19 protein-coding genes are annotated in these 23,654 nt (G+C 38.1%); 18 read left to right on the top strand and 1 reads right to left on the bottom strand.

Annotation, left to right across the window (positions count from 1 at the left end):
- Nucleotides 1-109: 109 nt before the first annotated feature.
- On the bottom strand, nt 110-1,018 hold the full coding sequence (gene cysD, locus OCU48_RS17680; RefSeq protein ID WP_141346814.1) for a sulfate adenylyltransferase subunit CysD: 909 nt from the start codon (nt 1,016-1,018) through the stop codon (nt 110-112).
- Nucleotides 1,019-2,674: 1,656 nt separating this feature from the next.
- Between cysD and OCU48_RS17675 the strand changes: the two genes are divergently transcribed.
- From OCU48_RS17675 to OCU48_RS17590, 18 genes are all read left to right on the top strand, one after another.
- Nucleotides 2,675-3,952: a polysaccharide export protein gene (locus OCU48_RS17675; protein ID WP_141346813.1), complete on the top strand. Its 1,278-nt coding sequence runs from the start codon at nt 2,675-2,677 to the stop codon at nt 3,950-3,952.
- A 25-nt stretch (nt 3,953-3,977) separates the two neighbouring features.
- Nucleotides 3,978-4,403: an arsenate reductase/protein-tyrosine-phosphatase family protein gene (locus OCU48_RS17670; protein ID WP_141346812.1), complete on the top strand. Its 426-nt coding sequence runs from the start codon at nt 3,978-3,980 to the stop codon at nt 4,401-4,403.
- Nucleotides 4,404-4,550: 147 nt separating this feature from the next.
- Nucleotides 4,551-6,758 (top strand): polysaccharide biosynthesis tyrosine autokinase, encoded by a 2,208-nt coding sequence (locus OCU48_RS17665; RefSeq protein WP_141346811.1) that lies wholly within the window; start codon nt 4,551-4,553, stop codon nt 6,756-6,758.
- 460 nt (nt 6,759-7,218) lie between these two features.
- Complete coding sequence (rffG, locus tag OCU48_RS17660; protein WP_141346810.1) at nt 7,219-8,280, top strand: dTDP-glucose 4,6-dehydratase; 1,062 nt, start codon at nt 7,219-7,221, stop codon at nt 8,278-8,280.
- Between the two features lie 2 nt (nt 8,281-8,282).
- Nucleotides 8,283-9,155: a glucose-1-phosphate thymidylyltransferase RfbA gene (rfbA, locus tag OCU48_RS17655; protein WP_141346809.1), complete on the top strand. Its 873-nt coding sequence runs from the start codon at nt 8,283-8,285 to the stop codon at nt 9,153-9,155.
- On the top strand, nt 9,155-10,030 hold the full coding sequence (gene rfbD / locus OCU48_RS17650; RefSeq protein WP_141346808.1) for a dTDP-4-dehydrorhamnose reductase: 876 nt from the start codon (nt 9,155-9,157) through the stop codon (nt 10,028-10,030). The genes rfbA and rfbD overlap by 1 nt, the downstream gene beginning before the upstream one ends.
- Nucleotides 10,031-10,658: 628 nt before the next feature.
- The gene (locus tag OCU48_RS17645; RefSeq protein ID WP_141346807.1) at nt 10,659-11,576 is read left to right on the top strand and encodes an IS5 family transposase; all 918 of its coding nucleotides are present in this window, start codon (nt 10,659-10,661) and stop codon (nt 11,574-11,576) included.
- A gap of 489 nt (nt 11,577-12,065) precedes the next feature.
- Nucleotides 12,066-12,965: an ATP-grasp fold amidoligase family protein gene (locus OCU48_RS17640; protein ID WP_141346806.1), complete on the top strand. Its 900-nt coding sequence runs from the start codon at nt 12,066-12,068 to the stop codon at nt 12,963-12,965.
- 144 nt (nt 12,966-13,109) lie between these two features.
- A complete protein-coding gene (locus OCU48_RS17635; RefSeq protein WP_141346805.1) occupies nt 13,110-14,408 on the top strand; it encodes an APC family permease in 1,299 nt (432 codons plus the stop codon).
- A gap of 463 nt (nt 14,409-14,871) precedes the next feature.
- Entirely contained in the window at nt 14,872-15,420 is a 549-nt protein-coding gene (gene rfbC, locus OCU48_RS17630; RefSeq protein WP_141346804.1) for a dTDP-4-dehydrorhamnose 3,5-epimerase, read from the top strand.
- A 701-nt stretch (nt 15,421-16,121) separates the two neighbouring features.
- Nucleotides 16,122-17,417, top strand: a complete 1,296-nt coding sequence (locus OCU48_RS17625) for an oligosaccharide flippase family protein (protein WP_141346803.1) — start codon at nt 16,122-16,124, stop codon at nt 17,415-17,417.
- 2 nt (nt 17,418-17,419) lie between these two features.
- Nucleotides 17,420-18,157 (top strand): glycosyltransferase domain-containing protein, encoded by a 738-nt coding sequence (locus OCU48_RS17620; RefSeq protein ID WP_141346802.1) that lies wholly within the window; start codon nt 17,420-17,422, stop codon nt 18,155-18,157.
- A 31-nt stretch (nt 18,158-18,188) separates the two neighbouring features.
- Nucleotides 18,189-19,013, top strand: coding sequence for a glycosyltransferase family 2 protein (locus OCU48_RS17615; RefSeq protein ID WP_141346801.1), 825 nt, complete (start codon nt 18,189-18,191; stop codon nt 19,011-19,013).
- Nucleotides 19,003-20,196 carry a hypothetical protein gene (locus tag OCU48_RS17610; RefSeq protein WP_141346800.1) on the top strand — a complete coding sequence of 398 codons (1,194 nt, stop codon included), beginning with the start codon at nt 19,003-19,005 and terminating at the stop codon, nt 20,194-20,196. The genes OCU48_RS17615 and OCU48_RS17610 overlap by 11 nt, the downstream gene beginning before the upstream one ends.
- Nucleotides 20,175-21,263: a glycosyltransferase family 4 protein gene (locus OCU48_RS17605; protein WP_141346799.1), complete on the top strand. Its 1,089-nt coding sequence runs from the start codon at nt 20,175-20,177 to the stop codon at nt 21,261-21,263. The genes OCU48_RS17610 and OCU48_RS17605 overlap by 22 nt, the downstream gene beginning before the upstream one ends.
- A gap of 21 nt (nt 21,264-21,284) precedes the next feature.
- A complete protein-coding gene (locus OCU48_RS17600; RefSeq protein ID WP_141346798.1) occupies nt 21,285-22,412 on the top strand; it encodes a glycosyltransferase family 4 protein in 1,128 nt (375 codons plus the stop codon).
- Complete coding sequence (locus OCU48_RS17595) at nt 22,409-23,005, top strand: sugar transferase (RefSeq protein WP_141346797.1); 597 nt, start codon at nt 22,409-22,411, stop codon at nt 23,003-23,005. The genes OCU48_RS17600 and OCU48_RS17595 overlap by 4 nt, the downstream gene beginning before the upstream one ends.
- On the top strand, nt 22,998-23,624 hold the full coding sequence (locus OCU48_RS17590; RefSeq protein ID WP_141346796.1) for an acetyltransferase: 627 nt from the start codon (nt 22,998-23,000) through the stop codon (nt 23,622-23,624). Before OCU48_RS17595 ends, OCU48_RS17590 begins: the two co-directional genes overlap by 8 nt.
- Nucleotides 23,625-23,654: the final 30 nt, after the last annotated feature.

Here is a 23,654-nt window from a genome sequence, read left to right as displayed (position 1 = left end):
TCTAGCTTCTAGCTTCTAGCTTCTAGCTTCTAGCTTCTAGTTTTTAGTCTTTACTTCTTATCTCGTAGCTTGCAGCTAAAAACTCGTAGCTCTCACTTTGTAGCTTCCGCTAAAAATACCCCTCCATCTTCTTCTTCTCCATCGACCCAGAAGAATCATTATCAATTACTCGTCCTTGTCTTTCAGAAGTGGCAGTTAAAAGCATTTCCTGAATAATCTCAGGCAAAGTCTCGGCCTGCGATTCAATAGCCCCCGTCAGCGGATAACAACCTAAAGTTCTAAAACGAACCTTCTTCATTTCTGGGGTTTCACCTGGCTCAAGAGGCATACGTTCATCATCAACCATAATTAAGGTGCCATCGCGTTCAACGACAGGACGTTCTTTAGCAAAGTACAGAGGCACCATGTCGATGTTTTCTAGATAGATGTATTGCCAGATATCAAGCTCAGTCCAGTTTGATAGCGGGAAGACACGGATACTTTCACCTTTGTCGACTCGGGCGTTATAAACTTGCCAAAGTTCTGGGCGTTGATTCTTTGGATCCCAACGATGGTTTTGGTCGCGGAATGAATAGACACGCTCTTTAGCGCGTGACTTTTCTTCATCTCGGCGTGCACCACCGAAGGCGGCATCGAAACCGTGTTCATCCAGTGCTTGTTTTAAGGATTCAGTTTTCATGATGTCGGTATGCTTAGCGCTACCGTGAGTAAAAGGGCTGATGTCCATGTCTAAACCGCGTTGGTTTTTGTGGACGATAAGATCGAGTTCATATTTGTCTGCCAGTTCATCTCGAAACTCAATCATTTGCTTGAATTTCCAGTTCGTGTCGACGTGCAGAAGGGGAAACGGAACTTTCGCTGGGTAGAAAGCTTTTCGAGCTAAATGTAATAATACCGAAGAGTCTTTACCGATAGAGTAAAGCATTACTGGGTTCTCAAACTCAGCGGTCACTTCACGGAAGATTTGAATTGATTCAGCTTCTAGAGCCTTTAAGTGAGTAAGTCTGGCTGTATCCATAGTCGAAAGTTCTATCCCTATTGTTTCGGTGTGCTAGAAAACTAACAACAAACAGAGCATTTGACTCATAATCAAACAGTCTAAGATAGGCGAGTAAGGACTAAGAGAAGGTTTCTTATGGCTGAATTGAAAATTAAGCTATAAATATCAATAGTTTAACCTGGGTGGTGGTAGTGGATTGTTTATGTTTATGCTCAAAGCATAAAAAGACAATAGTTATAACTAAAGGTTTTAAAGGATAGGTTTGCAGCGATAAAGTATAGGGAAATTAGAGATATCACTAAAAAGACGTCATCCTCGAGTGCTTTTATCAAGGATCTAATTGTTCATCAGTAGAAAAGGTCTCCGATAAAAAAACTCGGAGACGACGACTTGGTCGGGGGCTTTGTCCTTGGGTATATTTGGCTCATCCGAAACTCAAGTACTTTTTACTGAATAACTCCCCCGGAATAAAAAAGACGTCATCCTCGAGCGCTCTTATCGAGGATCTAATCGTTCATCAGTAGAAAAGATCTCCGATAAAAAAATTCGGAGACGACGACTTGGTGGAGTTGTTTGTTCTTGGATATATTTGTGTGCATTCGAGACTAAAGCCCTTTTTAGTGAATCACACACCCTGGAATAAAAGACGTCATCCTCGAGCGCTCTTATCGAGGATCTAATCGTTCTTCAGTTGAAAAGGTCTCCGATAAAAACCCTCGGAGACGACGACTTAGTGGAGTTGCTTTGTCGTTAGGTATAGTTAGCTCATCCAAAACTGAAGTACTTTTTACTGAATCACTCCCCCTGGAATAAAAAACGTCATCCTCGAGTGCTCCTATCGAGGATCTCTTCAGCCAATCGTCACTTGTCATCATCAAATGCCGCTGATGCGCCACAACAGGAATATTGTTATCAATTTCCGCCATTTAGACGAAATGATACTTCTTCTCAAGACGATTGTTGTTAAATATCGTCTCGAAAACCAGAACAGTCCCAATCAAATCAAGCTTACTACCTGCCATATACAAATTAGCCACAACTAATGATGAGCAAAACATATTTAGTATTAATTTCAATTTGTTACATAATGATGATGTTTGAAAATATCAATTTGATCTAAATTAAACCTTATGCATCATTAGGCTTATATTTTTTTGATATTTTACAAAATAATTTGATATATTGATGTTTTTAGAGTTATTGTTCTACCTCGAAAGTATTATTCAGCGATGCTATTCATTAAGTTGTAAAAATAATCTGTCATTTTACGCCACGTCCATCAGATGGAATATGAATTGGAAATCATATTTGGCTATCATTTGTTGTTAGTTTTTAATGTGGGCTCTGTTATCGATTTTTTAGCATTTTGTTTATAGCTAAAACTTACAGATAAGCGTTATGAATTAGTTGAATGAATTAAAGGTACAAGGTACCATAAAGCTCATCAATACGAATTTAAATGTGATGCGGATCAAGGATTTGCATCGCTTAAGAGTGTTAAATCCCCGCCCAAATGCAATCTTTTGCATTGGGTGCATAATTAGTGGGGGTTAACCTCAAATCTAAACAACATCGAATCGTGGAATTTCGAATAATCCTCTGGGCGGTAGCGTATCCAAATTGCGCAAATCGTGTAGAATACCGCTCACTCAAAAAGAACTTATACTCCTTCTTATGAAACTTCATTTTAAAACGGTGTTGCCGTTAGCAACAATGCTTGCCATATCGGGTTGTACTATGCCGGGGTCAACGGTTGATCTTGGTGATAAGCAAATTTACAACACCTCTCCAGACGAATCTCAAATGTCTGAACAAGAATTAGCTGAAACACCAGTCAACGTGGTTAACGTTTATCCTTTATCGCCATCGTTTGTTAGCCGTTTTGCTGCCGATTTTAATGTAGAGGCTCATTCTCGTAGTAACCCTGCTCTTGATGCAGAGATTGCAAACTATGAGTACGTCATTGGTCCTGGTGATATTCTTAATATCACTATATGGGATCATCCTGAACTAACGATTCCTGCGGGTTCTTACCGTAGTGCGCAAGATGCGGGTCACTGGGTGCATGCTGATGGAACAATTTTCTATCCATACATTGGGTTTGTAAAAGTTGCGGATAGAACGGTTACAGAAGTACGTAAAGAAATCTCCCACCGCTTAGCTCGTTACATTGAGAGCCCACAGGTTGACGTTAACATTGCTGGTTTCCGTTCCCAAAAAGCGTATGTAACGGGTGAGATTCGCCAGCCAGGCTATCAGCCGCTTACTAACGTGCCCCTTACTTTCTTAGATGCTATCAATCAAGCTGGTGGCCTAACCTCGGATGCAGACTGGCGTAACGTTACCCTTACGCGTGATGGTAAGGCGGAGACACTGTCTTTGCATGATTTAATGCAAAATGGTGATTTGACCGAAAACCGCTTGTTGCAAAAAGGGGATATTATCCATGTTCCTCGAAATGATGCACAAAAAGTATTTGTGCTAGGTGAAGTCAATAATCCAACACAGTTGAAGATTGATCGTTCAGGCATGACCCTTACTGAAGCATTGAGTGAAGTCGGTGGCATCAATGAATTAGCAGCTAATGCGACGGGTGTGTTCGTTTTCCGTAGTGGCCAGCGCGATAAGCAACACGAAGAATATTTAGCACAGGTTCGAGACCAATCACTGAGTGAAGACGAAAGAAAAGAGCTTGAAGCTGAGAAGCAAGAACTGGCAAAACAAGGCAAGCAACCAAGACCAGAACATATCGTCGCTAATGTTTATCAGTTAGATATTAGTGATGCGACTGCCCTAGTGACAGGCACTGAGTTTGAGCTAGAAGCATACGATGTTGTTTATGTCACCGCTGCACCAATCGAACAATATAACCGTGTTGTTCGTCAATTGTTGCCGACGATTACTGCATTGAATGATGGTAGTGAGTTCGTTAACCGAGTCCGTAACTGGTAATTTGCCAACGTAGCGAAGTGATACAATGTTTAATAATATCTTAGTGGTCTGCATTGGTAATATATGTCGCAGTCCAATTGGCGAAGAAATTTTAAAGCAAGCATTACCTGCCAAGACAATAACTTCCGCTGGTTTAGGTGCGCTTGTCGATAAGCCGGCAGATGAGAACTCGGTCAAAGTGTCAGCATTACATGATGTAGACTTAACTGAGCATGCAGCTCGCCAAATAACAACTAAAATGATTGCTGATAATGACCTTATTCTTGTTATGGAAAAAGGGCATATTGATGCTATTACTAAACTTGCCCCAGCTGCACGCGGTAAAACGATGTTGTATGGACACTGGTTAAACAAAGAAATCCCAGATCCATATAAACAAAGCTTTGAAGCGTTTGAACATGTATATGAGTTGATTGATAAATCAGCCAAAGAATGGCTCAAGCGCCTCTAAAAAAATTGTAATTGCTAGTTGCTAGTTGCTAGTTGCTAGTTGCTAGTTGCTAGTTGCTAGCTTCAATCTTAAAACTTGTAGCTGATAGCTGATAGCTGATAGCTGATAGCTGACCCCTATTAATAAATCCCAGAACCATTAAATTATATGACCCAAAATACTCGTTCACAGCGCTCTCAACAGCCACCACAACCAGACGTAATAGACTTAGGTAAATTGCTAGGTCTATTACTTGATGGTAAATGGATCATCATCTTTACTACTTTTGTCTTTGCTGCTCTAGGTGTGACGTATGCGTTATTGGCGACACCAATCTACAAAGCCGATGCTTTAGTGCAGGTGGAGCAAAAAAATAGTGGCATGCCGGTGTTAAGTGAAGGCTTAAGCGACATGTTTGCACAAGAGTCTAATGCGGCAACTGAAATCGAGATTATTAAATCTCGTATGGTATTGGGTAAGACGGTTGATAAGTTCAATTTAACGACTGTTGCACAGCCAAATTATCTTCCTGTTATTGGTAAAGGGCTTGCAACACGCTTAGGAAATGAAGCGCATATTAAAGTAGAGCGTTTTGACATTCCTGACTACGCAGAAGCTGGCGGTTATACACTTACGCTGAATAACCCGCAAACGGGTGAGTACTCACTATTCGATCTCAATGATACGTTGGTACTGAAGGGTAAAGTTGGTGAGTTAGCTAAATCATCAGATGAGTCTATCAATAATGAACAAACGCCATTCTCTATTTTCGTATCTTACTTAGATGGACCGCAGGACCAAGAATTTAATCTTGCAAAGCGTTCTAAATTAAGCGCTATTAACTGGCTTTCTGCAGGCCTTACCGTTTCTGAACGAGGCAAGCAATCAGGTATTCTTTCCTTCGGGTTTGAAGGTCCAGACGCTAGCCAAAACATTGACTTACTCAATGACGTTGCAACTAATTACTTTTTGCAGAATGTTGATAGAAATGCGGCTGAAGCAGAAAACAGCTTGGACTTCCTGAAAGATAAGCTTCCTGAGATAAAAGACCAACTCACAATCAATGAGGATGCTCTAAATCAATACCGTCAAGACAATGAGTCTGTTGATTTAGGTCTAGAAGCACAATCTACGTTGAAAGTAATGGTTGAGTTAGAGTCTCAACTCAATGAATTAACTTTTAAAGAAAGTGAACTTGCTCAGCGCTTTACTAAACAGCATCCTGCTTATATTGCAGTATTGGAAAAACGTAAAACGTTACTAGCGCAAAAGCGCAGATTAGAAGGTCAAATCAAAAAGCTTCCTAAAACTCAACGTGAGGTGTTACGTCTAACGCGTGATGTTCAAGTGAACCAAGAAATTTACGTTCAACTTCTAAACAAATCACAAGAACTGGCGATTGTTAAAGCAAGTACTGTAGGTAACGTTCGTATCTTGGATAAAGCAGAGTCTAATGGTATAGCAGTAAAACCTAAAAAACCGCTGATTGCTGTTTTGGCAACGCTATTAGGCGGTATGTTGAGTGTGGCATTTGTGCTTCTTCGCGCGGCATTCCATCGTGGTGTTGAAAGCCCTGACCAAATCGAAGAAATTGGCTTGTCTGTATATGCGACGATTCCTAGATCAGAGCAACAAGAGAAATTAAACAAGCAGATACAAAAGTTAAAGAAAGCGAAAAAGGCAATACCTGTTCAGGATGCTCTGTTAACGGAGATTAACCCAGCAGATCTAGCTATTGAAGCATTACGTTCACTTCGTACGAGCCTTCATTTCGCTATGATGGAAGCGAAAAACAACGTTATTATGATTACGGGTCCATCGCCGGATATTGGTAAGTCTTTTGTTTCAACTAACTTTGCAGCAGTTATCGCAAGTAGTGGACAAAAAGCACTCATTATCGATGCGGATATGCGTAAAGGGCATATTGGTGCTAGTGCAAAGCTTCCTCATAATTTGGGTCTGTCTGAAATCTTAGTAGGTAGCAAAAGCGTTAAAGAAGCGCTTCATACTTCTGTGCTTGATAATCTAGATTTTATCTCTAAAGGTAAAACACCACCAAATCCATCAGAGCTATTGATGCATGCAAGATTTACCGAGTTAATTGAATGGGCGAGTGAAAACTACGACATCGTTCTAATCGATACACCACCAGTACTTGCTGTAACAGATGCAGCAATCGTCGGTCGCCACAGTGGTACTACATTAATGGTATCCCGATTCGCCTTAACATCAACGAAAGAACTCGAAGTGGCCAGCGACCGACTAGAACAAGCCGGTGTTGAAACTAAGGGCGTTATTCTCAACGCAGTAGAGAAAACAGCGTCTAGTTACTACACCTATGGTTACTACAATTATGCATACAAGAGTGATGCGTAAGTTTATTGAGTAAACAGCGCTAAAGTGTAGGTAAGGCACACCCAGCTTTATCTTGTTCGTCATCCTTCGTGTCTGTGTAGCCCAGAGTTTGCGAGTTTGTGTAATCCCAGAGTTTGAGGGTCTACGTCATCCCAGAATTTGCTTAGCAAATATCTGGGACCTTAGCTACAACGGTCTCCAATAATAATGATGCACAAAAACTCGGCTAGATACGTGTCAGACACTCAAAGCCCTAAGCTGCATAGAGATAGATATTTTTATGGACCTATTGGGGCAGTTTTTGGAAAAGTAGCAAACCAAGGTTTTATAAGGGATTGCCCACAATGGACTGTCTCAAAATGGCTGAAAAGTGTCTCATGGCTTATGAAAAATCGAGTCGTTTTTCATTCATAAAATAAAGTGTAATTAATGTATCTTTAAACTCTTAGAGATATTCATGAACAAAAATAAAGAGAATAAAATGAAAATACTCGTCACTGGTGGCGCTGGATTTATAGGTTCAGCGGTAATTCGTCACATCATAAAAAATACATCGGACAGTGTAGTTAATGTTGATGTATTAACTTATGCTGGCAATTTAGAGTCGCTACGAGAAGTAGATTCAAATGAGCGTTATGCATTTGAGCAAGTAGACATCTGTAACCGTGTTGATCTAGATAGAATTTTTTCTGAGCATAAACCAGACGCAGTAATGCACCTTGCGGCAGAGTCGCATGTAGACCGCTCGATTGACGGTGCAGCTCCTTTCGTTGAAACTAACATTGTTGGTACCTACACGCTTCTCGAAGCCACTCGCGCATACTGGAACGCTCTCGACGAAGATAAGAAACAAGCCTTTCGTTTCCACCACATCTCTACCGATGAAGTGTACGGTGACCTTGAAGGAACTGATGACCTATTCACAGAAACAACATCTTACGAACCATCGAGCCCTTATTCCGCCTCAAAAGCGTCCAGTGACCATTTAGTACGTGCTTGGCTTCGAACTTACGGACTACCAACAATTGTCACCAATTGCTCAAACAATTACGGTCCTTACCACTTCCCTGAAAAACTCATTCCGTTGATGATTCTCAATGCTTTGGATGGAAAGCCTCTGCCAGTGTATGGCGACGGCATGCAGATTCGTGACTGGTTGTTTGTTGAAGACCATGCGCGTGCACTTTACAAAGTGGTTACAGAGGGCATTGTAGGAGAGACCTATAACATTGGTGGTCACAATGAAAAAGCGAACATTGAAGTAGTTAAAACCATTTGTGCGCTATTAGAAGACTTAGTGCCTAATAAGCCTGAAGGCGTTTCTCACTACGAAGACCTGATTACTTATGTCACTGACCGTCCTGGACACGATGTTCGTTATGCCATCGACGCATCGAAGATTGAGCGTGAATTGGGTTGGACGCCAGAAGAGACGTTTGAGTCAGGTATTCGTAAGACAGTAGAGTGGTATCTGAATAATAAAGAGTGGTGGAGTCGCGTAATTGATGGTTCTTACGCAGGCGAGCGTTTAGGAGTGAAATAATTATGAAAGGGATTGTTTTAGCTGGTGGTTCTGGTACACGTCTGTATCCAATTACTCGTGGTGTGTCGAAACAGTTGTTGCCACTTTACGATAAACCAATGGTGTATTACCCAATTTCTACACTCATGTTGGCTGGCATTCGTGACATTCTGATTATTACCACACCAGAAGATAGCGACAGTTTCAAACGCCTACTTGGAGATGGCTCGGATTACGGTATCAACCTTGAATATGCAGTGCAGCCGAGTCCAGATGGTCTCGCGCAAGCGTTCCTAATTGGCGAAGAGTTCATCGGTGATGACAACTGTTGTCTGGTACTGGGGGACAACATCTTTTACGGCCAACACTTTAGTGACGCACTAAAGCGTGCAGCAAGCAAAGAACAAGGTGCGACGGTATTTGGTTATCAAGTTAAAGACCCTGAGCGCTTTGGTGTGGTCGAATTTGATGACAACATGCGTGCAGTGTCGATTGAAGAAAAACCTAAAGTGCCCAAATCTAACTATGCAGTAACGGGGTTGTACTTCTATGACAACCGTGTGGTCGAGATGGCAAAACAAGTGACCCCCTCTGAGCGTGGTGAGCTTGAGGTTACTACTCTCAATGAAATGTACTTAAACGATGGTTCTCTAAACGTTGAGCTGCTGGGGCGTGGCTTTGCTTGGTTGGATACTGGTACTCACGAGTCTTTGCACGAGGCTTCTTCTTTTGTGCAGACTATCGAAAACGTGCAAGGCTTAAAAGTGGCTTGCTTGGAAGAGATTGCGTTCAGCAACGGTTGGCTATCTAAAGAACAATTAACTTCGCTTGCACAACCTATGATGAAAAATGAATATGGCCAGTATCTTATGAGACTTGTGAGGGACGCTGAGTAATGCGCGTATTAGTGACAGGATGTAATGGCCAAGTGGGTCACTGCCTAGTGAAACAGCTCAAAAATAAAGTTGAGCTACTTGCTGTAGACCGAACAGACCTAGACATTACTGACCGTGATGCTGTGTTTCAAACAGTAGAGGAATTTAAGCCTAACTTCATTATTAATGCGGCCGCACATACCGCTGTAGATAAAGCTGAAGAAGAAGTCGACCTTTCATACGCGATTAACCGCGATGGGCCTCTTTATCTAGCTGAAGCAGCTAAGTTGGTTGACGCAACAATTCTGCATATCTCCACTGATTACGTTTTTCCAGGCAACAAAGAAGGTGAATACGTTGAAGATGATGAAACTGGACCATTGGGTGTCTATGGAAAAAGTAAGTTAGCAGGTGAGATTGCTCTATCAAAGGCAAATGACAAGCACATCGTTTTGAGAACCGCTTGGGTCTTTGGAGAGCATGGCAACAATTTTGTCAAATCAATGCTTCGCATAGGGAAAGGCCGAGATACACTGACCATCGTTGGCGACCAATACGGTGGACCGACTTACGCGGGTGACATCGCAGGCTCTTTAATCGCCATGATGAATCAATTATATATAGATGACAATCCAAGCCACTACGGTGTTTATCATTTCTCAGGGGTTCCTCATGTGAATTGGTATGGGTTTGCTGAAGAAATCTTCAAACATGCTGAAAACCAAGGCTTACTAAAAACTCCCGAGCTTACCGCGATTTCGACTGAAATGTACCCGACTCCCGCAGCACGTCCAGCAAATTCAAAGATGAACTGCTCGAAGATAAAAACAATATTTAAACTGAATCCAAGTGATTGGCGGTGTGCACTTAACAATATCAAACAGTACACGAGTTAATATATGAAAGTTATTGATACCGATACTCCTGATGTAACGATTATTGATCTTTCTGTCTTTAGTGTGAGTTGTTTTATTTATAGGAACTTTGCAACAAAAAAGTATGAAGAGTTGGTAACAGACAAGTCTACTCAATTTGGGTAGGATAATTAACCTAACTCTAAAGAAGGGTAGCTTGAGGTTTGCACTACTCAACAGAAAATACGCAGGTGAAACTGGTCCGAGTTGTACCTGTTTAGGGCGTGTTAATGAAACTGACTTATTTTAAAAGACTCAAAGTTACATCGAATATTGACTAAATTTACTTTCTACTCGCAGATTTGTAGCTAAGTTTAGATGCGTTTAGACGACCATTTGCTGAGGTGATCAAATACTTCTTTAAAAGGGGAGCGACCATGAAGGAAACAAGTCTTTTTAAGCTTATTTCGGTCATTTACAATACAGGATAAGAGTGAAAAGAAAAACACTCCCTCACAAACTCATGTTTTTAATGGGGACTGCAGCTATATCCAGTGCTGAAGTTTGGGAGGATATTGATAACTTTGATTGGCGTTGTTTCCTAAATGAGCTGAACTTTTCCTAAGTTTGACGATCTGATCAAACAGAAGACAACATTTGGGAAAGCGTAGTGGGTAAGTCGAAGCACAAAATCATCAACTGGTCTGAGTACAATAAAGCCTTGGTCAACCGTGGTTCCATTACGTTTTGGGTAGACGATTCCGCGAAAGACACTTGGTACAGTACTGAGCACCATGGTGGCCGTGGCAGAAGCAATCAGTTTAGCGATGTCTCTATCGAAACGGCGCTTATGCTTAAAGGCGTTTTTAACCTTTCGCTACGGTCGCTAGAAGGCTTCGTAAACTCCGTTTTCGAGTTAATGGGCGCTCCTCTTAGGTCTCCCACCTACTCGTGTATTAGCAAGCGAGCGAAGACGGTAGAAGTTAATTACCGAAAGCAAAGTCGCGGCTCAATCGCCCACATTGCTATTGACTCCACTGGCCTTAAAGTCTTTGGCGAAGGTGAATGGAAAGCGCGAAAACACGGGGTAGCGAAGCGTAGAACTTGGCGCAAGTTACATCTCGCAGTCGATACTGACACTCATGAAGTTATCAGAGCAGTAGTTAGCACGGTTTCAGTTGGCGACAATGAAGTTCTGCCCACGTTACTGAACCCATTGCGCCGCAAAATTGACCGAGTATCTGCGGATGGTGCCTATGATACGAAAAGATGCCATGAAGTGCTTAAACGTAAAGGGATTAAGCCAGCGATACCGCCTCGTTCCAATGCTGCATTGTGGGAAAAAGACCACCCAAGAAATGCTGCCGTCATGGCTCTACAAGCCGATAAGTTGCCTGAGTGGAAAGTTGAAAATGACTATCATCAAAGGTCACTCTCTGAGACAGCAATGTATCGTTACAAGCAGCTCATAAGCAGTAAAGTGAGCTGTCGCAAATACAATGCACAGGTGGGTGAGATCCTGGCTGGCATCAAAGCAATGAACAAAGTCATAGACCTAGGAATGCCTGTTCGACGTGAAGCAACATGAAATGCCAGTGCGCCTAGGAGCAGTGCGCTCTGTCATTGGAATTGATCAACAACGCCCATCAATAAGGATGCTCGCCTCAGAAACTATGTAAGTTGTACACTTCATCAGTTTAGCAAAGCGCAAAAGCGATGCTAGAACGAACACTAGTTCGTTGGACATTTAAGGCTTAATATATTTGCTACTTGATGTTGGTATAAATGTAGTTAGTTGTCGTAATCGGCGTGAATAAAGTAGTGAGAATTTCACAGCTGTTCGCAATATAGCGTTTCTAATGACGGTAGGAGCAAGTTTTAAGTTATTAGAGGGTATCGAAACAATACTTATCTTTCTCTATTCCTTACGGGCAAGGTTTACCTAATCTTGCCCTTAATAAAATTGTCATTATCAAAATGGAACAGAAGCATTATAACTCAAAGATATCACTGATCGTAAGTTGAATGATATAGTTATAATATGGGATTTCATGCATATAATTCTAGGCATTAAAATATGAAAACTAAAGAAAAAATTATTATTAGAATCAAAGGAACTAAAGCGTATCCAAGGTTGAGAAAAATCAAGCATCGATTAAAATCAATGATTAAAAGTGATTATTCGGACTTTAAGATTCGATTTGAAAATGAATTTGGCTATAAGTTAAACGTTGAAAACCCAGTTTCGTTCAGCGAAAAAATTCAATGGCGAAAACTAAATCAATTGCCTAAGGATATAATATACGCTGAATGCTCGGACAAGTATGAGGTTAGAAAATTTGTCTCCAAAAAATCTAATTGCAAACTCATACCTTTAATTGGAGTATACGATAATATTGAGCAAATAGATTTTAAGTCGTTGCCTGATGAATATGTAATTAAAACAACACATGATAGTGGCACGGTATTTATTGTCGAAAAAAGTAGTAAAGAAGATTATATACTTGAGATAAAAAAGAAGTTATGGTTGTCAATGCAACATGACTATGGTTGCGAATCAAGAGAGCGCCACTACTCGAACATCCAACCAAGAATCATTATCGAAAAATTAATGTTAGACAAGGGAGAGTTGCCGTCTGACATAAAAATTCACTGTTTTCATGGTGAGGCAAAATTCATACAAGTGGCGAATAGCTCTCATACAACAAATGACATATATGATACTGAATGGAATGAATTAGATGTTGTTTATTTGAATAAAAAATCATCGATAGTTCATCTGAAACCAGACAACTTATCAGAGTTATTATCTATTTCTAGGTCACTCTCTGTAGATTTTGACTATGTAAGAGTAGACTTATATACAATCAACAATGATGTATACTTCGGCGAGTTAACTTTCGCACCCAACCGCGGGTACGCAAAGATAATACCAAGTGAATTCGATATAGAATGGGGGAAATATTGGAAAATTTGAAAACTGATCAAGGATTAACTCTTGATGTCAAATATTTCGCTGTAGTTTAGTAATAGTGCTTTCACCCCGAAAGGAATGGGAGTTATTAATAGAGTATTATTAGAGAAACCGGCATATTTATCTAACCACTAAAATAGCAACTTTATGAAAAATATTGGAAAAATCGAATTATTTACTATTGCATTAGGGTCAGTTATAGGTTGGGGGGCATTTATGCTTCCGGGGACCTTCTTCTTGAATAACGCAGGCGTATTAAATACCTTGATTGGATTTTCTGTTGCAATTGTTATGATTGCGATTATTGAAAGTAATTACTCTGTTTTGATGAGTAAATATCGAAGTAAAGGTGGAGAGTATACATTCGCGAGGGAAGAGTTCGGCAATAAAGTTGGCTTTTCAACAGGGTGGGTTTTATTATTAGCTTACGTTTCTATCATTCCATTGAACGCTACTGCGATACCTATGGTGTTTGAAAAGGTATTACCTTTTTATTCAAAGGGATTGCTGTTGTATACTATTGTAGAATTTCCCGTTTACTTGAACGATCTTATTATTTCACTAACTGCAATATTCTTTTTTTGTTACGTGCAGTTAAGAGGTTTAAACTTTTCGTCAACAATGCAAAATACTATGGTATTTATCCTATTGGTTTGTGTAGTTATTTTGTTTATCGGTACGTTGACGGTGTCCTCACCTGTTCATTACGAAAATTTCGAGTCAAACTATGGTAATTTAGACATAAATTCAGTTATAAAAATTATTTCGTTTGCTCCTTGGGCATTCATTGGTTTTGATACAGTTGCCCAGGTTAGCAGCGAATCAAAAGTAAATGCCAAAACAGCCTCATTAATGGCCTTAGTCGCCGTAATATTTGGCGGTTTTGTGTATAACGCGATCAATGTTGTTACTGCATTTGGTTTACCCAATGAGTCTTTGAATGCTCATGCATGGGCTACTGGTGATGCTGTATACAATCTCATGGGGCCTGTAGCTCTTATCATTGTAGGTTTAGCTATGTTCGGTGCGGTGCTATCTGGTTTGAACGGCTTTTTTATGACCTCTACACGTTTAACAGCAGCGATGGTCCCTAGCCACTTTACTAAGAGGTGTGGTTTTAGAGAAGTAATAATCTTTGTATCCTTAATTTCTATGATAGTTCCTTTTTTTGGTAGAAATGCTTTGTTTTGGTTTGTAGATATATCATCTGTTGGAGCTAGTTTTGCATATCTTGTTACCTCTTTAGCAGCATATAAGCTTTCCAATACACGTATAAGGAAATGTATTTCTGTCGCAGGGATTGGATGCTCATTATTATTTTTGATATTTCTTTTGACACCATTTTTTGAATCAAACATACCATTGGTATCTACTATTGTTCTTTTTCTTTGGTGTGTATTTGGGTTGGTTATTTTTAATATTTTTTCCATTAATGGTTCTGATTGAATTATGCGCATATATAGCCAGGCTCAGTATTTATTAGCATCAATTTTTGATTTCTATACACATAGATTAAATTATAGATAATAAATGTATTAGATTTTAATCGTTTAGTAATTTTTTTGATTTAGTCGACAATGTTTTTTAAGAGTCGAATATGGGTAGAATAAGAGTTGTTCAAAGTGAGTGACTTGTTATAGTAATTCATTAACTTTTGTTATTAATTAAACTTATCAGTGCTGCTAGTTAAGGTTCTATAAAACGTGCTTTAGATACTTTCCTTCATAAGTAGGAGTATTTTAATTTAGTCATGATTATGTGTAAACGAGACACATTGCTATTTGGTTAAAGCTTGACGCGAGTATAAATCAAATAAGCGATAACCAACTCTAAGGTGCTTATATTTTGTATGTCATCAAGTAATTGAAAGTCCACCCTTAAATATATTTCATAGTACAGGAATTAACACATGAAAGTCATTGGTACAGATATCCCTGATGTTAAGATAATCGAACCGTCAGTGTTCGGTGATGAACGTGGTTTCTTTATGGAAACTTGGCAGCAAAAGAAGTTCGAAGAATTAGTTGTAGGTAAACCAACCCAATTTGTTCAGGACAACCATTCTAAATCATCAAAAGGAATACTTAGAGGTTTACATTATCAAACAGAAAACACCCAGGGCAAGTTGGTACGAGTTATCTCTGGTGAAGTATTTGATGTCGCGGTAGATATTCGCATAGATTCCCCAACGTTCGGTAGTTGGGTTGGTGTATACCTATCTGAGGAGAATAAGCGTCAATTATGGATTCCAGAAGGGTTTGCTCACGGGTTTTATGTTACTAGTGAAGAAGCCGAGTTCGTTTACAAGTGTACTGATTATTATAACCCAAGTGCTGAGTTGTCGATTAAGTGGAATTGCCCTAGTATCAATATAAAGTGGCCACTATCCGAAAAGGGCGTTTTTCTATCAGAGAAGGACGAGAACGGTGTTAATTTAAATGAACTAAATATATCTTAATAGAATAAAGTGTTATTTAAGCTATATATTTAACTGATTTAGAGATAATTTCCAAAGTAAAGGTTCAAACTGAACGCAACTTTCTTTGCTTATGATATATTGCCTTGTTCATGTTTTATAAAACTTAATGCTAAAATTATAGATTGTTTCTCTTCATAAATAATTTTGGAAGTGATATAAAAGCAACGAACATATTTTTTAAAGAACAGTTAGAGAAGAATTACCACCACGAAATTCAAGAATAGCAATTATAGAAATAGAGAAGAAAAAATAATCAGGAAGATATTACTGACTAGACATGGACTTAATCGAGAGACCTTAAAACCAATAGGTTTACTGAGAAATCTACGTTATGATAGGTAAATCACGATAGATTTGAATCTAATAATAAGATATACGTTAACTAAAAATTTGATTTTTCTCTCTCAAGCAAAGCTTTAGATGATTGTAAAGAGATAATAAAAACGACCAGTGTTTTGAAAGGAACTTCTATTTGCGTGATGACCAAATATACATTTAGAAATCACCAAGTACCATGGTCGTCTTTCTTGACATTTCCTATTGGATACTTATTATTCAAATTTTATTCATAAATTAAAAAGGTTTAAGTTAATGGTTTATATTTATGATATGACATTAACATACAAAAATTGCATTTAATTTTGAACGTTAATTTATAAAATGAAAGGTACAATTAAAAGATGCTTGGGCGAATAATTGGTTTGTTGAAAGTAAACAAGAAACTATTAAATGACATGACTTTAGTCACTTTCGCTAGGGTTATAGATATTTTAATCCCACTTTTAACTTATCCATATTTGATTAAAGTTCTGGGACTAGGTAGTTATGGGTCCGTAATTTACGAACTAAGTTTGATAACAATATTCTCGGTTGTAATCAACTACGGTTTTGAGTTGAATGGTGTAAAGTTAGTATCCCTAAATAGGCGTGATAAAAATAAAATAAATGAGATAGTGTCAAACGCTATCTATATTAAATTAATACTTCTATGTTGTGTTTCTACTATATTTCTTGTATATGCTTATAATTATTCTGAAGACAGAGAGCTTTCTCTTATACTTAGTCTTTGCTTACTTCAGTATGTTTTTGCAAATGACTGGTATTATATCGGAATGGAAAACGTAAAAGTAACAGTATTTATTCGATTGATTACCCGTATAATATTTTTGATTGGCGTATTTTCAGTTGTAAAATCAAAGAGCGACTCATATATGTTAGGGTGGCTGTATGCGATGAGTGCTATATTATTATCAGTGATTTACATTTATCATTTTGTTTTTGTCGAAGGTATTCGACTAACCAGATTCAGGTTTAGAACACTTTACTATTATTTTCGGCAAGGTTTTGATTTGTTTTATTCGACATTTTTTATTTCAATAAAAGACAAAACAACAATATTAGTACTTGGACATCTTATTTCATATGAAATGGTAGTAGTATATGACTTTGCAATGAAAATAGTTTCTGTTTTAACTATTCCAATCGGTATTGTTAATAGCTTAGTATACCCAAAATTTGTAAGAAATAAAAATATCAAACAATTTATCTATGTGCTTCTTACACTTATAGGGTATGGGTTATCTAGTTTAGTATTATCAGTGTTACTGTTTAACTTCATCTCTCTAGATTACTTTAATATAGACAGAGAATATAAGGATTTAATATCAATTTTATTTGTTGTTCCTTTACTTCTGTCGTGTTCTCAAACGATAGCTAGAAACTACTTAAACGCTTTTGGTCATAGACGTCAGTATTTTGCGGCGATTAACTACACAACTATTTATCATTTCGTATGTATGAGCATATTAATAGTCATTAGCATTGACGATTTTCAGGTGTTTCTTATATCCGTATTGACCGTATATATTTTTGAATTATTGATAAGATTGTATTATTTCTTAAGTACTGTGTTAATATCGGAAAATTCAAATTCAAATTCAAATTCAAATTCAAATTCAAAAAATCAAAAGTATTAATTATGAGAAAAAAAATTGCGCTGTATACGGTATTAGCCGGGGAATACGATGAGTTAAATTCAATAACACTAAGCAGTGACATAGAAGCATTTTTGATCAGTGATAGAGTTAGAGAGACTCCAAAAGGTTGGAAATTGATAGTTATTGACAAAGAGGCAAAGGAGTCGAACGTTACTTTTAATCGAAAGTTCAAAATACAGCCTAGCTTACTTTTTAGTGACTACGATATGACAATATATGTTGATTCGAATATAGAAGTTAAAAGTGAGATTAAACCTCTGATAAACCAAGTGTCGCAAAGTAAATATGAGCTAGCTTTATACAGACATCCTCAAAGGTCTTCTGTTTACGAAGAGGCAGATGATCTCAAGAGGAGAGGTTATGACTATTTTTTTAACGTTGATAACCAGATGACTCGCTATAAAGAACAAGGGTTTAAAAGTAAGGCATTATATGAGGCGAATATCATTGTTAGAAAAAACACCAGCCTTGTAAATAATACAATGAAATTATGGTGGGACGAGTTTTCTCGTGGCGTTAAAAGAGACCAGTTATCTTTGACCTATTCATGCTTCAAAACAGGGTTAGAGGTTTATTGTCTTGGAAAGCATGATGGACGTTTTGTAAACAAATACTTTTACTATCATCCACATCTTAAAAAAAACGCCTCTAATAATATAATAGCAAAAATTGTAAATCGACTTTGGGAAGTTTTTTTTTTGCAAAATAAAAGATATTGAGCAATTTAGCTGTTAATTTTGAGTGTTATTTATGATTAAGCGCATAGGAAAAATGAATATTTCTAATTCAAGTACCATTGAGATCGTGATGGCTATTTATAAGCCTAATCATTATATTATTGAGCAGTTAAATTCCATAATAAATCAAACTTACTATTCACGAATATCAAGAATAATTATAGTAAACGATTCTCCTACTATTGACGATACTATATACCAAAAGATAATTTCATTTGAAAAAGTAGATTACTTCGTTAATGAATCAGGTTTTCATGGAGCGAAGAATAATTTTTCTCATGGTCTTTCGCTCACTAAAAGTGAATACGTGATGCTATGCGATCAAGATGACGTCTGGCTTCCAAGGAAAATTGAAGCAACACTCAATGAAGCGTTGTTAAAAGATGAAGGTCGGCCTCTTTTAGTATGTACCGATGTGAGGATTGTAGACGATAAACTTAACTTACTTCAAGACTCTATGTTTGCGTTAAGATCGTACCCGTTTGATAAACTAGGAGTATATAGAGGAAAACCTCTATATCGCAATATTTCACCAGGATGCACTATGCTAGTTAATCGCGCTTTACTTGATATTTCATTGCCAATACCTGCCGCTGCACTTATGCATGATTGGTGGTTGGTTAGTCTGGCTAGTTTAAAAGGAAATATTTCAATTTTAAATGTACCTACTATGTTATACCGACAACATTCAAATAATGCTATAGGGGCCGGAAATTTAGGTGAGAGAAACAATTCTCTGAAAAGCTTTGTTTCGAGATTTGTTTTGTTTGTTAGGTTCAAATTACTTTGGACTCGACAGTTTGCTAAAGTTTTATTATGGTGTAAAAATGATAATTAATATATATAGGTTTACTGTATCTATACTATTTTTTCTATCTTTTGTTTTACCAAATAGCATTAGACCTCTATTTGTTGCATTTATTGGTTTATCTTTTCTAATGTCTTTGTTACATTGGAATGTATTCCTATACTATAAAAAGATTTTCGTTTTATACGGCATGACATTGCTGATTACCGTTATTTACTTTATTGTGGGTGTTATTAATGGAGCATCAGTCGAGTCTGTCTATTTAAATACGGTAGTTTACATTATCTTTCCATTTTTATGGATAATTGTGTGTATCGCACTATTCGAAAATATGGAATATAAAGTTTTACTTAAGTTTGGAGCTTTTCTACTATTTTTAGCATGTTTTTCTGTATATGCGTTTTATTTTTTATTTAAGAATTATGGTCCTCATGCTGTTTCATTGTTTATATCAGAGGAGTTTGCGAATTCGACCGTTGACTCTTCTGGAGCAGGTATGACAATGCATGTGTTTGGTACTTTCATATTTTCAGTTCCATTTCTTTTCGTAATGTTAACTAAAGTTAATTCTTGGGTTATGTTTTTTTTAGCGGTTTTGGTTGGACTTGTGGCATATTACTCAGGTCGCGGAGCGTTACTCAGTATTTACCTTTTTTCATTGTCTGTTTTTATTTTTTATAAATCAAGAAAGCATATATTTATTGTTTTTTCTTTGCTTGTTCCTTTTCTAACATTAATATCATATTTTTATCTGGATATAGATGTTTCGATTATTAGTCGCTTGATTGAAAAGATACTATCTGGAGGCGGAAGTGAACGTGTAGAACAGTTTTTTGCTCTTCTAGAAGGGATCAATGTAAGCTATGGACTAGGCATTGGACATGGTATTCCTGCTGAGGTTATTAGGAATAGTAACCACCCTTGGCGTTATGAATTAATGCTCTTTTCTACCTTTTATCATGTTGGTTTTCTAGGGTTGTTTATTTACCTACTTCCATTTCTATATTCTCTTACAATCGCGGCTCAGTTGATAAAACTGAATCACGCGAATCATTTAGATTTTGCATTCGCTTTATCCCTAATTGCAATGTTAATTGTAGCAAATAGTAACCCTTATATTATGTCTATATCATTCCAGTGGATGTATGTGATGCCAGTAATTTATTTTCAAAAAAGAAGGAATGAACTAACATGTCCACCATTAACGTCTTAATTCTATCAAAGTACAGTCGCCTTGGTGCTAGTAGTAGATTGAGAACCCATCAATATATTCCTTTTCTAGAAAAAGATGGGTTTAGTTTTGTGGTATCTCCTCTTTTTGATTGCTCTTATTTAAATACACTCTATAGTGGAGGTTATATTAGTAAGCTTTCGGTAATTAAACTATATTTTAATAGGATTTTAACGTTATTTACATGCTGCCGATATGACATACTTTGGATAGAGAAGGAACTTTTTCCATATATCCCGTCAGTTTTTGAAAAGATTCTCCGAAGTTTTGGTTGTAGAATTATTGTTGACTATGATGATGCTATTTTCCACAATTATGACTTGTCTAATAATCCGTTAATAATACGCTTGTTGAGACGAAAGATCGATGATGTTATGGCTCTTTCTTCAATTACAATTGTTGGTAATAATTATCTCGAACAAAGAGCTATTGATGCTAATGCTCGGAATATACAGTTGATTCCTACCGTTGTGGACATCCTTAAGTACTCGGTAAAAAGAAAAGCTAGTCCAGACTTAGTCGTCGGCTGGATCGGATCTCCGACAACTCAAAAATATATAATTGATTTGCTTCCTGTGTTCGTTAGGTTGTCTAAGAATTTTGACTTTGAGCTTCATTTGGTTGGAGCAACGAAAGAAACTGTAAATAGCATGCCAGGCATCGCGATTAAGTTGTTTCCTTGGAGTGAGTCTACCGAGGTCGAACGCATCCAACAAATGGATATCGGGATAATGCCTCTAACAGACGGTCCTTGGGAAAGAGGAAAATGCGGATACAAGTTGATTCAGTACATGGCGTGCGGAATACCGGTAGTAGCATCTAATGTCGGTGTTAACTTTGACATAGTAAATGGTAGCAAAAGCGGAAGTTTAGTTGAGGATGAGTGTGGTTGGTTCACTGCTTTGTCTGAGTTACTTAATGACCGACATTTACGTCTAAGTCTTGGTGAGAACGGAAGAACCGCAGTACAGAATAAATATAGCGTCCAGACTCAATGGCGAAGAGTTTCAAAAATAATGAAGCAGTGTGTTGGGTTGCGTACAAAATAAAAGATAGAATTTAGAGGTTTTATGAGAAAAAAAGTATTCGTATTGATAGCTAGCTATCCTGACTCTATCTTGTCTTTTCGTGGTTCTCTTATTGAAGCTCTCAAATTAGGTGGATATGAGGTGCATGTCATTGCTCCAAAAATGCAGCGCTTTATTCTCGATGCTTTGGAAAAGCGTTCTATTGTAGTACATCAAGTAAGATTAGAACGGACAGGCTTAAACCCATTAAAGGATTTAAATTCTTTATTAGAGATTACGAAAGTATTAAGTAAGGTTAAGCCTGATAAAGTACTCTCATACACTATCAAGCCCGTGATTTATGGTTCTATTGCGGCAAAAATAGCTCGAGTGCAAGCGTGTTATTCTTTAATTACTGGTTTGGGTTATGCGTTCACTGGAGAAGCAAGTGGTAAACGAAGGGCTGTACAAAAGCTATTACATTTTCTGTATAAGTTAGCTTTGAGTTTTAATGATAAAGTTTTTTATCAAAATCCTGATGATAGAGATTTGTTTTCGTCTTTGGGTCTAAATAGTAGGATCGGTGATTCGATTGTCGTTAATGGGTCAGGAGTAGATACTAGCCTGTTTGACGTAACTCCTCTACCTGATGTATGCGATTTTTTACTGATTGCACGACTTCTTGGGGATAAGGGGGTTCGTGAATACGCTTCAGCTGCAAAAAAACTCAAGAAGACTCATCCCGAATCCGTTTGTCGCTTGGTGGGTTGGATTGACGAAAATCCTGACGCCATTGAGCAACAGGAGTTAGATGATTGGATTTCAAATGGTTATATTGAATTTTTGGGTAAGAAAAGTGAGGTTCAAACTGCAATATCCAACTCTTCTGTCTATGTTCTTCCTTCGTATCGTGAGGGGCTACCCAGAACAGTTCTTGAGGCAATGGCAATGGGTAGACCAATAATTACTACTGATGCTCCTGGGTGTAGAGAAACTGTAAGGAATGGGGTAAATGGATTTTTGGTTCCAGTGAAAGATTCCGTGTCCATCTATGATGCTATGGTCTTCTTCATCGAGTCACCTGATAGGATTGTCTCTATGGGTAAGGCGTCTCGTGAGATGGTCGAACAAAAATTTGACGTTGAAATTGTTAATAAACAAATGCTTTTGGGTATGGAGATTGAAAATTGAAACGCTTGTTCGATATTGTAATTTCACTGATCGCTATTATTTTGCTACTTCCATTACTATTGGGTATATCCCTCGTCGTGTTTTTTCATCTAGGAAGTCCATTTCTATTCAAGCAACAACGTCCAGGACTTGGCGGAAAACCATTCACAATGATTAAATTTCGAAGTATGAAGGATGCTTTTGACCAAAAGGGAAATCAACTTCCAGACTCTGACCGGTTGACCAAATTCGGAATGAAATTAAGATCAACTAGCTTAGATGAATTGCCCGGGCTGATATCAGTATTAAAGGGAGATATGAGTCTAGTTGGCCCTAGGCCGTTACTAATGGAGTACTTACCTTTATACAACGATCGTCAAGCTATTCGCCATAATGTTCGCCCCGGAATCACAGGGTGGGCACAAGTAAATGGTCGCAACGCAATTAGTTGGGAGCAAAAATTTGAATACGATGCTTGGTATGTCGAAAACCAGTCCTTTGCTCTTGATGTAAAGATATTGATCTTGACAGTCATAAAAGTTCTTCGGAAAGACGATATCTCTGCGGAAGGCCACGTAACCGTCGAGCCTTTTAAAGGTGAGCCTCATGAATAGATGTGCAATATTTGGTGCGGGAGGACATGGAAAGGTAGTGGCTGAAATAGCAGAATTAAATGGCTACGAAAACATAGTACTATTCGATGATGCTTGGCCAGAAATAAAACACTTAGAAAATTGGTCAATTGCAGGTGATAAGAAAAGTCTGATGGCTTCAGTTGCAGAATACGACTTGGTTGTCGTTGCGATTGGTAATAATTTACAAAGGATGCGAATACAGATGGATCTGCAACGGATTGGAGCTAAATTTCAACCTTTACTGCATCCAAGTGCGATAGTAAGTAAGTACGCGAAGATTGGTATTGGAACCGTTGTAATTGCGGGTGCTGTTATTAATCCATTTACAATAGTAGGCGATGCTTGCATTGTAAATACAGGTGCAACTATCGATCACGATTGCAACGTTGGTCATGGCGTACATATTAGCCCTGGAGCAAATATTGCGGGTGGTGTCGAAATTGGAAACTGCTCTTGGGTCGGTGTAGGTTCTCAGATTAAACAAATGATTACTGTAGGCTCACAAGTGGTTGTTGGTGCAGGCTCAACCGTCATCAATAACGTCAAAAACCGTTGTACAGTGGTAGGCTCTCCCGCCCGTATCCTAACTAAAAAATAACTCCCATTATTCGGGAAATCATAGGACTTT

Source organism: Vibrio inusitatus (assembly GCA_024346935.1).
Classification (GTDB): domain Bacteria; phylum Pseudomonadota; class Gammaproteobacteria; order Enterobacterales; family Vibrionaceae; genus Vibrio; species Vibrio inusitatus.
The sequence above is the reverse complement of the archived record's forward strand: the minus strand, read 5'-3'. Positions and strand labels throughout refer to the sequence as shown.

Bases quoted from the DNA above. Each gene is read 5' to 3' on its own strand.
- OCU48_RS17625 (WP_141346803.1), top strand. From the start codon at position 16,122: ATGCTTGGGCGAATAATTGGTTTGTTGAAAGTAAACAAGAAACTATTA.
- rffG (WP_141346810.1), top strand. From the start codon at position 7,219: ATGAAAATACTCGTCACTGGTGGCGCTGGATTTATAGGTTCAGCGGTA.
- OCU48_RS17590 (WP_141346796.1), top strand. From the start codon at position 22,998: ATGAATAGATGTGCAATATTTGGTGCGGGAGGACATGGAAAGGTAGTG.
- rfbC (WP_141346804.1), top strand. From the start codon at position 14,872: ATGAAAGTCATTGGTACAGATATCCCTGATGTTAAGATAATCGAACCG.
- OCU48_RS17610 (WP_141346800.1), top strand. From the start codon at position 19,003: ATGATAATTAATATATATAGGTTTACTGTATCTATACTATTTTTTCTA.
- OCU48_RS17635 (WP_141346805.1), top strand. From the start codon at position 13,110: ATGAAAAATATTGGAAAAATCGAATTATTTACTATTGCATTAGGGTCA.
- OCU48_RS17605 (WP_141346799.1), top strand. From the start codon at position 20,175: ATGTCCACCATTAACGTCTTAATTCTATCAAAGTACAGTCGCCTTGGT.
- OCU48_RS17620 (WP_141346802.1), top strand. From the start codon at position 17,420: ATGAGAAAAAAAATTGCGCTGTATACGGTATTAGCCGGGGAATACGAT.
- rfbD (WP_141346808.1), top strand. From the start codon at position 9,155: ATGCGCGTATTAGTGACAGGATGTAATGGCCAAGTGGGTCACTGCCTA.
- OCU48_RS17670 (WP_141346812.1), top strand. From the start codon at position 3,978: ATGTTTAATAATATCTTAGTGGTCTGCATTGGTAATATATGTCGCAGT.
- OCU48_RS17615 (WP_141346801.1), top strand. From the start codon at position 18,189: ATGATTAAGCGCATAGGAAAAATGAATATTTCTAATTCAAGTACCATT.
- OCU48_RS17600 (WP_141346798.1), top strand. From the start codon at position 21,285: ATGAGAAAAAAAGTATTCGTATTGATAGCTAGCTATCCTGACTCTATC.
- cysD (WP_141346814.1), bottom strand. From the start codon at position 1,018: ATGGATACAGCCAGACTTACTCACTTAAAGGCTCTAGAAGCTGAATCA.
- OCU48_RS17665 (WP_141346811.1), top strand. From the start codon at position 4,551: ATGACCCAAAATACTCGTTCACAGCGCTCTCAACAGCCACCACAACCA.
- OCU48_RS17640 (WP_141346806.1), top strand. From the start codon at position 12,066: ATGAAAACTAAAGAAAAAATTATTATTAGAATCAAAGGAACTAAAGCG.
- OCU48_RS17675 (WP_141346813.1), top strand. From the start codon at position 2,675: ATGAAACTTCATTTTAAAACGGTGTTGCCGTTAGCAACAATGCTTGCC.
- rfbA (WP_141346809.1), top strand. From the start codon at position 8,283: ATGAAAGGGATTGTTTTAGCTGGTGGTTCTGGTACACGTCTGTATCCA.